The organism is Streptomyces sp. AK010, assembly GCF_014207295.1.
GTDB classification, from domain to species: Bacteria; Actinomycetota; Actinomycetes; order Streptomycetales; family Streptomycetaceae; genus Streptomyces; species Streptomyces massasporeus.
The window spans coordinates 154,612-167,408 of the sequence record NZ_JACHCX010000003.1 but is presented as its reverse complement, the minus strand read 5'-3'; the positions used below and the strand labels follow the sequence as shown (position 1 = coordinate 167,408).

The following is a 12,797-nucleotide window of genomic DNA, read 5'->3' as shown; positions in this document are numbered from 1 at the left end:
ACGCCCGGCGCGGTGCGCTCGGGCGTGCGGTGTGAGGGGAGTTGCGCGGTCTACGCGAGGGCGGCCCAAAAGCGGTTCGCGCCGTTCTCCATCGAGGTCAAGGTGATGGACGCGGGGGCCGCGGCGACGCCGGTCGTGTAGACGCCGAACCGGCGGACCAGGGTGTAACCGAACTGGTTGGGAGGGGCGCCGGCTCCGGACTCGGCGGCGAGCAACATCGGGCCGTCGCCGGTCGTGGTGTTGTAGACCATGCGCCACATCACGTAATAGACGCCGGCTGCCGCGGCGTACGCGGCCGTGAGCGGGCTGGATATCGTGCCGCCCCCGGCGTCGTGCTCCTCGGCCGGCTCGTACGCGGCCGTCGACATGTCGCCGGTCGCGGCAACGCGTGTTCCGCTGCTGTTGTAGAGGGCGGCCCATGATCCGGTCTGGAGTCCGCCGGCGTAGCCGGTGGCGAACCACACGATGCGGTTGATGGTCGCCGCAGTGCGCAGGATGACGGCCGTTACCCGCATCGGGCCCGACCCCGGGTACAGGCCGGTCGACACGGCGAGGGCCGGGTCGAATGCCCAGCAGGCGAGGCCGTGGTCGGCGGGTGACCACTCGCCCGCGAATGCGGCGGCGTCCACGTAGCTTTTGCGCGTGAGGTGGTTCGCGGTGGTCGGTGCGACGCTGCTCGACGGGATGGCAGAGAACGTCTTGGTGCCGGTGATCGTCTGCGTTCCGGCGAGCAGGACGGCCGTACCGGCGGCCTCGGCGCTCACGTCGGTTGCGGTGAGCACGACGTCGCCGGTCTTGGTGTTGACGGACGTTACCGGCGCGGTGCCGCCCGCGGCGCCGAGGGTGAACGCGGTTCCGTCGGCCTGCCGAACCTTCAATGTGCCGGCCTCGGCCCACATCACGGCGCCGACCGGGTTGGATGTGGGCGGTGTGGTGGCGTTGGCGAACGCCAGGATGCCGCCGGCTCCTCCGCCGAAGGTGGCTGCCGTGGTGCCGATTCGCGCGTCTGTGAACGTGGCGGTGGCGTTGGTGATCAGCTCGGCGTTCTTGTTGACGGCGGTGTACTTCGACTGCGCGGTGTCCGACACCTTGAACGCGTCGGCCTGTGTGCCTGCGTAGATGACGTGCAAGGTGCCGTCCATGCGGCTGTATCCGCCGTTGTTGGCCACGGCGCCCACGTCGGCGGCGGCGAGGACTATCGCGGCGGCTGACTTGCCGTTGACGGACTGGACAACGCCCGGTGCTCCCGCCGGCCCCTGGTCGCCCTTCGGTCCCTGCTGCCCGGTCGCGCCGGTCGCCCCGGTTGCTCCGGTCGCGCCTGTGGCTCCTCGGGCGCCGGTCGCGCCGACCAGGGACGCGAGCCACTGGGCGACGCTGCCGACGAACCCGGCTTTGACGGCGACCTCGTACGCGCTGTCACCGCGTACGGCGACGTAGGTCGGGGTCGAGGGGTCGGTCGGCGCGATGTCGGCGAGGTCGACCTCGGTTGCCTCGGCGGGCAAGAGAACCTGATAGACGCGGTTCATGGACACGCCCGCGAGCTGTTCGGCGACGGTGTACGACCAGCTGCTCGGGTTCATGCCGGGGGCGTCGGTGGCGGGCAGCACGACGGCGAACGCGCCCGTGGCGTCGAGCGGGACCGTGACGGGCCCGCCGAGGATCACGTCGTACGCGCCGAACGTGATCAGGTTCGGGGCGCGGAAGACGACTTGCCCGGACAGGGGCCGACCGTCCGGGGACAGAAAGCGTCCGGTTACGCGGACGGTGGGGATTCCCTCGGGCAGCACGTCACACCCCCTCGTGGTCCTCGGCGATGACGACGGCGCCGGCGGCCGCGACCGTGGCGGCGGTCCGTACGGGGGTGTCCGGCGCCTCGCTCGCGCTGAACGTGTTCCGGGTGTACGCGCGGTACATGCGGGTCTCGACGTTCTGCCCGCTGGTCTTGGCGCGGTGGCTGACGTCCCACACGACGGTTTCCAGGAACTCGACGCCGTCGAGGGGGGCCTCGATGGTGCGCTGTGTCCACGTGTTCGCGGCGACGTCGTACTCGGCGAGCGTCCGCGCGGTGCCGCCGGACGGGGTCGCGGACACCTTGACCTGTCCCCCGCCGGTCCCGGCGTACGTGAAGACGACGATCACGGCGACCGCGTTGTGTGCGGGGCTGGCGCCCCACCACGCGGTGTCGTAGGTGGTGCCGGTGTAGGACTGGCGCGCGGTCGGATAGAGGCCGATGGGCATCCACGGACGGCCGAGGAACCGCTCGGAGTACGCGTCATCCATCACGATCACGTCCCGTACGCCCGGGTCGCGGTTCCACATTCGGATCATTTGGCCGGCGCCGGTGGCGTCCTCGTCGCCGACGGTGAGGGCGGCCGTGCCGTCCGTGGGGCGGGCGATGCCGACGGCCCAGTCTCCGGCGGGGGTCTGGCCGGTCAGGAAGATGCGGTTGCCGTTCGGTGCCTCGGCGATCAGTCGACCCCCTTCGCCGATCACCACGTCGCCGTTCAACACCTGGTTGAGGGCGGGCCGCATCTGCGCCCGGCCGCGCAGCTGCCGTACCTCGCGTTCGAGGGCGGCGAGGCGGTCGAGGACGTCTTGAGGGACGTACGCCACGGTCAGGGGACCTCCAGGTACAGGCGGGCCGTCTCGGGGCGGCCTCGCTCGGGCGGGGTGATGGACAGGCCGACGACGCGGTACCGGGCGTCGAGGGTGTCGGGGTGCCACAGGTCGCGGATGCGGAGCCGGACCGTGGCGCCGAGCAGGGCCGGCGCGATGTTCCCGCCGAGCACGACCTCGACCTCGGGTATCTGCACGGGGTTGCGGGCGGCGGTCCAGTCGGCGCGGGCGTGGGCGTCGAGGGTGTCCTGTACCTCAACCGTCGTGTAGTCGCTGGAGCCGTCGAGGCGCGGCCAGCCGGCGGAGATATCGGCGTCGTCGACCAGCACGGGCGAGGTGAGCGGGTAACTATCCTGCGCCTGGTTGGCGTTGATGCTGGCGCCGCGGGACTGCCACGCGTTCGCCTTGCTGGTGGCGTCGACCGGCCATGTGTAGGACAGGACCGGGCCGGGGTGGTCGAGCACGATCTCGGACGCACCCGCGCGGATGACCGGGTGTCCGAGTCGCAGCTCTTTCACGCGGCGGCCGTCGGCGTCGCGGAAGCTCGCGATACGCCACTCGAACCCGTCCTCGACGGCGGCGAGGTCGTCGAGCAAGTCGCCCACGGCCGGTAGGTCGTACCGCAGGTACGTGCGGTCGCGCAGGATGCCGGACGTTGCGGTGCCGTAGGTGATCCCGACGTTCCCGCCCGGGGTGTTCTGCACGTAGTCGACCAGGCCGCGCACGATGTCGAATTGGTCGACCTGCTTTGCGGTCTGCGTGTCGTACAGCAGGCGGCGGTACAGGTACGACTCCCACCCGCCGGCCTGAATCTGCGCGCCGAGGAACCCGCGGGAATCCGAGGCGAGGGCGAGCGTCCACAGGATTCCGCCCCACCAGATTTCGCGCCCCCGCTCGACCCACACGGCCGTTCGGCCGGGCACGATCGCCCGGCGGGCCCGTTCCGCCATGGCGCGGTTTGGGATCGGCACGGTGCCGGTCAGCCGGCCGGTCTTGCCTATGTAGTCGTCGAGGGCGACGCCCTGTACGGGCAGTGCGTCGAGCAGCTGGTCGGAGCGCAGATCACAGAACAGCAGCCGGTACGGCGGCGCGATGGTCACTGTACGAACTCCACGGTCAGTTGCCCGTCTTGCACGAACACGTCCGTGCCGCCGTTGCTGCTGATGTTCCACCCGGGGATGAGCGTGATCTGTCCGCCGGGGGTGAGGCCGTCGCGGTAGACGCGCCGCGAGGCGATCACGCGGCTTGCCTGTGCCGACAGGCCGTTCGCTGCGCCGTGCGCCTCGGTGTAGGCGCCGGTCGCCCGCCACGTCATCCACGCGGTTGAGGCCGCGGTCGATCGGTTGGAGACCTGTCCGCCGATGGTGACGAACACGGCGCCGGACGGCGGCACGGTGAAGGTGATACGCGGCCACGCGGCGGCGGTGAAGTCGACGAACGCGCCCGTGGTGGTGAGCGGCGCGGCCGTGACCTGCTTCGTGCTGATGGGTCGTGTCGGTGTCGACGGGTACGCCTGCCACGCCCCGGCGGCGGCGTTCCAGCGCTCCAATCCGGTGCCGTTGTCGCGGTACTGGCCGTCGTACGCCCCGTTGAAGGCGAGGCCGTACCCGCGCGGGATGATCCCGCCGTAGGCCGAGGTGAAGCGGCGCCGGTCGGCAAGCGCGCTGTTCCAGTCGATACCGCCGACGCCCGCCGAGGCGCCCGCGGGCACGGTCACGTCCCACAGGCGCAGACAGGCCGAGGGCATGCTCGGCGCGGTCGGGCTCGCCGACCCCGTGCCGCGGATGATCTCGACCGTGGCGAGGTTCTGGCCTGCCTGGTCGAACAGCTGGTCGTACACGCGCAGGGCGACGGAGTCGATACGGGTGAACTGCGCCTCGCCGTCGGTGAAGGTGAGGGTTACGGGGGCGTCGACCGATACCGGGTAGGCGCCCTGTGCGTCGGTGCCCTGTACCTGGGCGCGGCCGACGCCGATCTGTAGGGACATCGCGCCGGCGCCGGTCGCGGCGAAGGGGTTCCCGCCGGCGATCACGCCGTCGCGGGTGCGCATCTCGGATTCGGGCGCGTAGGTCCCGACCGGGGTAAGGCGGGTGTCCTCGCGGGTCTGCGTGAGCGGCAGCAGCCATGCGGAACGCACGGTCACGGTGGGGTTCTCCTTACCAGTAGGCCGAGCGGTAGCGCACGGTCGCCGACGCCCTCGGGTCGCTGCTGCCGGGCGCGGCGCGGAAGATCAGGGATGCGGTGCCGGGGGCGAGCGTGAACGTCTGCTCGGGCACTGAGCGCGAGGTCGCGGTGTAGATCCGCGACGCGGTGCCGTTGAGGGTGACTGTCCCGGCGAGGGTGTCGACGGTGAGGACGTCGCCGAGGGCGAGCGGGATGTCGTACTCGACCGCGTCGCCCGTTGCGAGGCTGGTCAACGACGGACGGGTCACCGGCCCCCGGAACTCCACGATGGGGTGGGTGTCGGCGTCGCCGATGTTCGTCGTCGACAGGGCGCCGGTACTGCCCGGGTTGCCGAACGGGAGCGGCCACGACAGCGGCCACGACAGACCGGCCTCGGACATGGGCAGGGTCGCCGACACGGTGCGCTCGGTGAGTTCGTACCGGCGCGGGTCGGTTGCCTGCCACTCGATCGCCCCGCCCGTGATGGTGCCGAGGCGGTAGCCGAGGCCGGCGGGGATCGCCCGGCGGGTGGCGCGGGCGTAGGCGAGCAGGGGCCCGCGTTCGTCGAGCCACACGACGAGCGGGCGTTCGTCCTCGACCGGCACCGTGCCGGCGTTGAGTGCGGCGACCACCGCGCCGATCGTGGCGCGCGGGGCCCGGACGAGCAGGCCGTCGAGGGTGACCGTGCGGGCCTGTGCGAGCAGTCGGCCGGGGAACGCGCCGTGCGCGTCGGACCGAGCCACGGTCCCGGAGTCGAGGGCGGGAAGTTCCTCCCAACCCCCCATCGAACGCCACCCGTAGGGGGTGCCGGGGCCGAGCAGCAGGTCGCCGTACTGGACATGTCCGGGGCGGGTCACCTGGTCACCAGCGGCCACGGTCACCCCCTCGCCTTGGCCAGCCACGCGAGCGCGCGGGCGTTGTCGTCGGGGGTGCCGTTCTCGGCGGCGTGCCAGTGCTCGACGTGCAGCGCCGGGCCGGTCGCCGCGGCGGCGAACGGCGAGCCGTATCCGCCCGCGCCCGTGCCCGCGAGGGCGGGAACGGCGGGCGGAGTGACCAGCGTGGACATGACGCGGGCGAGGGCGCCCTGTCCGGAGCGGATACCGGCCACGACGCCGGCGGGAATCCAGCGGCCCACCTTGCGGGCCATCACCTTGGAAGGGCTGTTGATTCCGAGTGCCTTTGCAATCGGGCCCGGAATCATGTTCTTCGCGAAAGAGATCAGCTGCGATCTCAGCCAACTGCCCATCGACTGAACGCCCTTGAGCAGGCCGCGAACTAGGTCGGTTCCCTTGTCGTAGAGCAGCGACTTAAGGTTGAGGAGAGAAGCGATGCGTCCCGGAAGTCCCCTCACCCAATTGAGAAGTTCTGTCGCCTTGTTGACCGTGCCGGTTTTTATGCTCTGCCAATGCTTGATGATCAAGCCTGGAAGGGTCCAGTTCAAAAAGAAACTGATGAGCTTCTGCGGCAGGCTCTTGACGAACGTAACGACGGCGTTCCAGACGTTCAGGGTTCCGGTCCTGATCGCGTCCCAATGCGATATCACGATGCCGACGATCGTCCACTTCAGGAACAGGTCCAGCAGGAATTGACCAATTGACTTGATCTTGTTCCAGACCCAATCCCACGCGAGCGTGGTGTATTTGACGATCGAATCCCAGTTGGCGACGATCAGCGCGACCAGGCCGACCACGGCGGCGATCACCAGAGCGATCGGGCCCATGGAGATCACCCACGCTGCGGCCATGCGCGCGGCCTGGATCATGGACTGTGCGCTCATGAGGACCCACGCCCCGACCACACGGGCAGCTGCGGCTACCGCCCCGGCGCCCTGGGCGATCCAGCCAGCGAGGATCGAGGCATTCGCGGCGAGGAACGACGCGGTGGCGCCTGCTCCGGCAGTGCCCTGGGCGATCCACCCGGTGACGACGGCCGTCGATGTGGTCCACGCCTGTGCGGCGAGGGCGACCAGCGTCGGCAGAAGGAACGTGGTGATCAGAACGGCGGCGGTCGTGAACGCCGTCGAGTGGTCGGAGACGAAACCGGCTGCGGCAGCAACGCCCTTGCCGAACTTGAGGGCGTAGTCGGCGCCGGTCGTCAGGGCCGGTACGACGTAGTCGCCCATGACGTTCACGAGCGTCTGCATGGCACCGCGCTTGAACATCTCGAACTTGGTCGCGGCGTTGTCGCGCATCGCGTCGCCCGCGGCGTCGGTGGCGCCCTTGACCTTGCCGAGGGCGTTTACCGCGCTGCTCGGGTCGATGCTCATCAGGGCACGCGACAGGTCTTCGGACTGAGTGCCGAGCAGCTGCTGTGACAGCCGGAAACGCTCGGTGGGGTCCTTCACCGCCCGTAGCCGGTCGGTGATGGTGTCGAGTGCCGCCTTTGCCTGCGGCCCGCCCTTGGCGAATGCCGCGGCCATCTGGTCGGCGTTCAGGCCGAGTGCTTTAAGTCCCTCGGCGCCGGAACCGTCCTTGACTCTGATGTTCAGTTCTTTGAGCGCGTCGGCGACGATATCGGCGTCGCGCGCGCCGCCCTGCAACCCCTGTTGCAGAATGCCCATGGACGTCTTCGCGTCGAGGCCGAGATCGCGGAACTGCGTCGGATATTCGGCGTACGTGTCGAGCAGATCCTCGGCGACGTTCACGCCGTTCTGCGTTCCCTTGACCAATACGTCGAGGGCTTCCGAGGCTGAATCGGCAATGCCGGTCTTGAGCATCGTGCCGACGGCGCGGGTCACCTTGCCGACGTCCTCGCCCATGACGGCGGCGGTGTCGGCGACCTGCTTTCCCAGGGTCTCGACCTGGGTCTGTGTCGCTTCCGGGGGCAACAGGCCGTTTCGGGCAATGCCCTTGATGGCCTCGGCCCCCTCCTCGACCGAGTCGACGATCGCCCCGGCGTACAGGTCCCCGGCGGCCTCGCCGTACTTCTTGGCCACGGGCCCGGTTGTGCCGAGTTGGGCCTGTAGCGTGCCGGGGATCTTGCTCTGTTCGAGGGCCTGCCCCACGCCAGTCATGAGGGCGGCGCCGATACCGGCGCCGAGGGCGGCCCATCCGAACGCCTTCAACGCCCCGGCGCCCTCGCCCGCGGCGCGGTCGCTGCCGTCGGCCATGCCGTCGCCGATCGCGTCGCCGGCCTGGTGGCCGGCGCTGTCGGCGTCGGTGACCAGCCGTAGGCCGGTCGCGCGCATCCGGTCCTCGGTGCGCTGCATGCCGGCGGCGGCCGGACGGTCGTCGACCTCGATCGTGGCGAGCAGTTCGCCGACGGTGAGGGCCACGCCGGATCACCTCCCGTCGGGGGTCATCCGGCGCGGTCGCCGGCTGGGCGGCTATGCGGCGGGGATGCCGGTGATAGCGGCGATCTCGGCGGCGCTGGTCACCTTGCGGGGGGTGCGCGACCAGGCGCGGGCGAACCGGGACTCGCCCGGCAGACCGGCGACCAGGGCGAGGAACCGGCGGGTGGACAGGGCGGCGAGGTCACGGGCGGCGAGGCCGTACTCGCGGGCGAGGTCGCCCTCGACGGCGGTCCAGTGGGTCAGGACCGCTTGCCAGAACTCCGCCCCTTCTTCGTCTTCGTCTTCTTCGGGGTCGCCCTGCGCTGCGCCCTGTTCGGCGCGGCGGCTTTTCCCGCTTCCTGCTGCTCGTACAGCTGGGCGGCGCGCTGCATGGTGCAGCTGCCGGGACGGCGGATGTTCGCGGCCGAGTAGATCAGTACGACGCCGAGTTGCCGGTCGGTCATGCCGCGTTCGGCCCACGTGTCGAGGACGTCGGCGCCGTAGAGGGTGGCGAGCATCTTCCGTACGTCGTCGGCGTCGCTGGAGTGCTGTACGCGCTCCATCTGCAACGTGAACATGAGCGGCAGGGACTCGGGGAGCTGGTAGCCGGTGCCGTACAGGGTGAGGGACTGGCGCGGGCGGGTGGCGGACTCCTCGGCGAAAAACGCGTCGAAGTCAGCCGTACCCGCGCCGTCGGCGAGCTGCTGCTCGTCGTCGAGGTCGTGCTCGCTCACGGGCTCACCACTGCTTCTGTGGTCGGGGCGCCGCACCTGGTCATGGTCGCCGACCATGACGTCTTGTCGTTGTTGCCTCCGCCCTGCTCGCCGGGCGTCACGGTGGCGTCCCACACGACCCACTGCGTCTGTGTCTCGTGCCGCCACCTGATCCGGTTGCGGGACTCGAATCCGAGGCGGTTCGTCCACACGTGGTCGATATACGCCTGTCCGGGGTCCTGCGCCTTGGTGGTCTTGTCGATGCGGTACTGACCCTCGACGGACAGGGACGCGCCGCGCTGCATGACGTCCTGTTCGTACTGCCCGTCGGATTCGAACACGGTCGTGTCGACGGTTTCCTCGTTCTCCCCGGGGGAGTGCGTGAAGGTGTTGACGCCGGCGATGGGAAGCCACGTGTTCGTGGTCGCGTTCGCGTCCTCGACCTCGAACAGCCATCCGCGGGCGTCAATGGGCCGGCTGCTGCCTGCCATGCGGGAACTCCTTACGTGGGTGCGGGGCCGGAAACGTCGAGGTCGAAGTTCACGACGTGCTCATGACGGCCGGTGCTGTCGGCGCCCATCGGGGCGGGGGTGCCGCGGGCGGCGGCGAGCGTGAGCCATGTCCCGTCGGGCAGCTGCACGCCGGCGAGGCCGTGCAGCGCGTGGTACAGGGCCTCGGCGCGGTTGCGGGAGACGCGCGGGTCGGGCCCGCCGCGCACGCGCACCTGTAGCCGGCGCTGCTCGGCGTCGTCGCGGGACTCGGGGGCCGCTCCGTCGTACAGCGCGAGGGACACGGCGGCGTCCGGCGCGGGCGGCATCGTCTCGACGAACAGATCGCCGGTCGTGCCGGTCGGGTCGTAGTCGACCAGGTTGAGGCCGTCGAGGTGACGGGCGAGGCCGTCGAGCAGATCAGCCACGGAGCGACCTCCGCACCTGGGCGGCGATGATGGCGGCGACCGTGTCGGCCTGCTCGGTCAACGGCCCTTCGAGGTACTTCGCCGACCGGCCGCTGTCGTGCCGGTAGTTCAGGTTTTCGTGCTGCCTGACCGCGTATGGGGTGTCGAAGCTGACCGCGGCCGTGAGCGCTTCCTCGTCGACCGAGGCGACGCCGGAGCGTTCGAGGGTGCCCTCTTCGATCGGCACGCGGGCGCGGGCGCGTTCGAGGACGTGTTCGGCGGCGAGGCGTAGGCCGCGGATGGCGCCGGCGCGGGTGCCGCGCAATGCGGCGGCGCCGTTCCATGTGAGGCGGGCTCGGGCGGTCACTCGGCGCTCACCTCTGTACAGGCGGGCACGGGCAGACCCGGCGCGGTGTGGTGGGCGACGCTGATCGCCTTGGTGGTGCGGCCGTCGGGGAGAGTGATCCGGGACTCGGCCGGACAGTCGAGGTCGGGGGCGGCGATGATCTGCGCGGTGGATGTGACCTCGCGCCCCTGGGGGTCGCGCACGGTCTTGATGGTCTCGGCGACCAGGGCGCGGACGTCGGCGACCGGCGGGCCGTACGTCGGGCCGTACGCGCTGTCGCCGCGGTACGGCTCGATGGTGATCCGGTGGACGAGCAGCCACTCGGGGACGTTCACCAGATCACCCCCGGCAGCAGTCCGGCGCGGGTGAGGGCGCGGTGCGCGCGGGGCGCGAGGTCGACGTCGCCCGCGGCGGCCGGCGGGTCCTTGCGGCCGGACAGGGACACGGGGCCGATAGAGACGCTGTCCCATCGGCCGGCCGCGCCCGTGCCGTCGTCGCCGGTCGCGGCCCAATACTCGACCTGTGCGCGCACGGCGTCGGCGAGGGCGGTCACGACGTTGGGATCGGTCGGCATGCCCGCGCTGTCGGTGCGGTAGACGGCCGTCAACAGGGCGTCGTCGATGTCCTCGGACGCCCGGACGAGCAGCCGGTCGGCGTCCGCCGGCGGCGGGCCGGTCCACACCTGTTCCGGGGTGGCGTAGACACGGCCCACGGATCACCCCTTGGAACGGGAACGGCCCGCGGGCTTGGTCGCCTGCGGGCCGTCGGGGCTGGTCGTACCGGCATCGTCCGGCGGGCCGTCGTCGCCCTGCTCGTCGTCGAGCGGGTTCACGTCGTAGCCGTGGCGCCGGAAGTATGCGACGGCGCCCTCGCTGTCGGTGGTGGCCTCGCCGTCGACGAACCACACGCCGGCCACCTGACCGTTGAACTCCTTCACGGGAGTTGTCACCTGGTACATGGGTCACCTCACCTTGATGTTGCGGAAGACGCTCGCCGCCTTGGTCGCCTTGAGGACGACGCCGATCGGGCCCATTTCGACCTCGCCCTTCTTCACGGCGCCGGCGGCGGAGAAGTCGGGAAGCCACGTGTTCACCAGCTGCCCGCCCACGGTGGCCACGCCGTGGAACCCGTCGAGGCCGATCCGCACCGCGTACAGGTCCGTAAGGCCGGTCGCGGCGGTGCCGCCCACGGTGCGGTTCTCAATCGGGATGATCGGCGCGGAACTGCCCGCCTTCTCCCCGGGGTCCACGAAGGTGATCCCGCCGTAGCTCTCGCGCACGATCGGTCGGCCGTTGCTGCCGATCAGGCCGTCGACCGGGTCGCGGGTGTACTGGCCGGCGCGGCGGGCGAGGGCGCGCACGCGGGCAAGTGCGGTGCTGTTGCCGATCACCAGGGACGGGGCGCCGTCGAGCAGTGACAGCCATTCGTCGAGGATGTCGAGGGCCTTCTGTTCGGCGCGCGGGTCGGTGTCGAAGTCGGTCCAGTCGGTCACCGTGCCGAGGCGGAACTCGGTCGAGGAACCGGCGAGGGCCTTGTCGAGGCCGTCGAACGAGTCCTCGTTCGTCGCCTGGTCGCCGTTGATCACGGCGTCCTGGAAGGTGGTCCGGGCGGCCTTGATCTTCTGCGTCATGTTCAGCGTGACGGCGTTGGACGCTGCCGGGCCGATACGGGCGATGACCCGGTCGACCTCGAACGATCCGCCGAGTACGGCGAGATCGACGCTGTATCGCTGCGTCTTGACCTCGCTCGGCGTGTACTCGGTGTTCAGCTTTCGGAACGCGGCCGTGGGCTGGGTGATCAGCCGGCGGTACGTGTAGGTGAGGGTGTCGCCGTCGCCGGCGGGGTTCACGACGTCGTTGAAGACGAGCGAGTCGAGCAGGACGGATTCCTTACGGAACTCGTCGATGACCTGCACGTCAACGTCATCGGTGGCGTTGTTCTTGGCCTCGTCGAGGGTCACGGGCATGGGGGCTGCTCCTGTCTGCGGTTAGCTGCTGAAGCGGGCGGCGATGGCGTCCGCGAGGGTGGCCGGGCGCTTGTCGCCGGTCGGCGGCCCGTTGAACTCGGCGCCGCCGCGGGCCGGTCCCTGCGCCTGCGCGACGCCGAGGCGGGGGTTCGCCGTCACGGCGGCGGTGATGGCGGAGGTCAGTGCGGCGGTGTCGTTCGGATCGATCGCCTCGACGACGGCCCGGAACGACACGGAGTCGAGCAGGGCGAGCGGGTCGGCGCCGGCGGCGGGCGCGGCGCGGTACACGGCGGTCTGTACGGCGGCGGTGCGCGCGGCGGTCTGGCTGTCGGTGATGGCGCGCTGTGCCCACTGCGGCAGACGGCTGATGTCGCCCTCGACCGGCGGCGCGGCGGGGGCCGGCTGCTGCTCGGCGGGGGCCGGCGCGGGTACTGCCGGGGCGGCGGGCGCCGCTTCGGGCGCGGGGGCCGGGGCGGGCGGCGTGGCCGGCTGCTGCGGTGCGGCGGGCGGTGTCGGCGGCGCGGGTGGTGCGGGTGCGGGTGCGGGTGCGGCGGGGGTCTGCCCGCTCGGCTGGTTGCCGGGGTCGCCCTGCGGCTGTCCGCTCGGCGCGGTCGAGGACGGGGCCGGGGTCGTCATGGGTGCACTCCTGGTGCTGTCGGGCCCGCACGGCGCGGGCACAGGCTAATGCGGGGGGCGACGGCTCTCGGTAGTCCTCAAGTCACGGAAAATGTGGGCACGTTGGAACCACACCCGAGCCGTGAGCGTTGGAGAGCATGAAGGGACTGCCAAGAACGCCCCCTGCCCACACGTCCCGGGCGGGAGCCGTC

The 12,797-nt window shown here is 70.9% G+C and carries 15 protein-coding genes; all 15 read right to left on the bottom strand.

The annotated features are described in order from the left end of the window. Positions 1-50: 50 nt before the first annotated feature. Positions 51-1,787, bottom strand: coding sequence for a hypothetical protein (locus tag HDC93_RS06975; RefSeq protein ID WP_185008251.1), 1,737 nt, complete (start codon positions 1,785-1,787; stop codon positions 51-53). Position 1,788: 1 nt separating this feature from the next. Continuing rightward, positions 1,789-2,613 (bottom strand): hypothetical protein, encoded by an 825-nt coding sequence (locus tag HDC93_RS06970; protein WP_185008249.1) that lies wholly within the window; start codon positions 2,611-2,613, stop codon positions 1,789-1,791. A gap of 2 nt (positions 2,614-2,615) precedes the next feature. Beyond that, complete coding sequence (locus HDC93_RS06965; RefSeq protein ID WP_185008867.1) at positions 2,616-3,710, bottom strand: hypothetical protein; 1,095 nt, start codon at positions 3,708-3,710, stop codon at positions 2,616-2,618. 2 nt (positions 3,711-3,712) lie between these two features. Then, positions 3,713-4,759, bottom strand: a complete 1,047-nt coding sequence (locus HDC93_RS06960) for a hypothetical protein (protein ID WP_185008247.1) — start codon at positions 4,757-4,759, stop codon at positions 3,713-3,715. A gap of 13 nt (positions 4,760-4,772) precedes the next feature. After that, positions 4,773-5,654: a phage distal tail protein gene (locus tag HDC93_RS06955; protein WP_311774501.1), complete on the bottom strand. Its 882-nt coding sequence runs from the start codon at positions 5,652-5,654 to the stop codon at positions 4,773-4,775. 2 nt (positions 5,655-5,656) lie between these two features. Next, positions 5,657-8,053 carry a phage tail tape measure protein gene (locus HDC93_RS06950; protein ID WP_185008245.1) on the bottom strand — a complete coding sequence of 799 codons (2,397 nt, stop codon included), beginning with the start codon at positions 8,051-8,053 and terminating at the stop codon, positions 5,657-5,659. 257 nt (positions 8,054-8,310) lie between these two features. Beyond that, positions 8,311-8,784: a hypothetical protein gene (locus HDC93_RS06945; protein WP_185008243.1), complete on the bottom strand. Its 474-nt coding sequence runs from the start codon at positions 8,782-8,784 to the stop codon at positions 8,311-8,313. Beyond that, positions 8,781-9,254 (bottom strand): phage tail tube protein, encoded by a 474-nt coding sequence (locus HDC93_RS06940; protein ID WP_185008240.1) that lies wholly within the window; start codon positions 9,252-9,254, stop codon positions 8,781-8,783. The genes HDC93_RS06945 and HDC93_RS06940 overlap by 4 nt, the downstream gene beginning before the upstream one ends. Before the next feature lie 11 nt (positions 9,255-9,265). Then, positions 9,266-9,679 (bottom strand): minor capsid protein, encoded by a 414-nt coding sequence (locus HDC93_RS06935; RefSeq protein ID WP_185008238.1) that lies wholly within the window; start codon positions 9,677-9,679, stop codon positions 9,266-9,268. Next, on the bottom strand, positions 9,672-10,025 hold the full coding sequence (locus tag HDC93_RS06930; protein WP_185008236.1) for a hypothetical protein: 354 nt from the start codon (positions 10,023-10,025) through the stop codon (positions 9,672-9,674). Before HDC93_RS06930 ends, HDC93_RS06935 begins: the two co-directional genes overlap by 8 nt. After that, positions 10,022-10,339 (bottom strand): hypothetical protein, encoded by a 318-nt coding sequence (locus HDC93_RS06925; protein WP_185008234.1) that lies wholly within the window; start codon positions 10,337-10,339, stop codon positions 10,022-10,024. Before HDC93_RS06925 ends, HDC93_RS06930 begins: the two co-directional genes overlap by 4 nt. Further along, positions 10,336-10,716, bottom strand: coding sequence for a hypothetical protein (locus HDC93_RS06920; protein ID WP_185008231.1), 381 nt, complete (start codon positions 10,714-10,716; stop codon positions 10,336-10,338). The genes HDC93_RS06925 and HDC93_RS06920 overlap by 4 nt, the downstream gene beginning before the upstream one ends. Positions 10,717-10,719: 3 nt before the next feature. After that, on the bottom strand, positions 10,720-10,962 hold the full coding sequence (locus tag HDC93_RS06915) for a hypothetical protein (RefSeq protein ID WP_185008229.1): 243 nt from the start codon (positions 10,960-10,962) through the stop codon (positions 10,720-10,722). Positions 10,963-10,965: 3 nt separating this feature from the next. After that, positions 10,966-11,970 (bottom strand): major capsid protein, encoded by a 1,005-nt coding sequence (locus HDC93_RS06910; RefSeq protein WP_185008227.1) that lies wholly within the window; start codon positions 11,968-11,970, stop codon positions 10,966-10,968. Between the two features lie 21 nt (positions 11,971-11,991). Beyond that, positions 11,992-12,606, bottom strand: coding sequence for a hypothetical protein (locus tag HDC93_RS06905; RefSeq protein ID WP_185008225.1), 615 nt, complete (start codon positions 12,604-12,606; stop codon positions 11,992-11,994). Between the last annotated feature and the right edge of the window lie 191 nt (positions 12,607-12,797).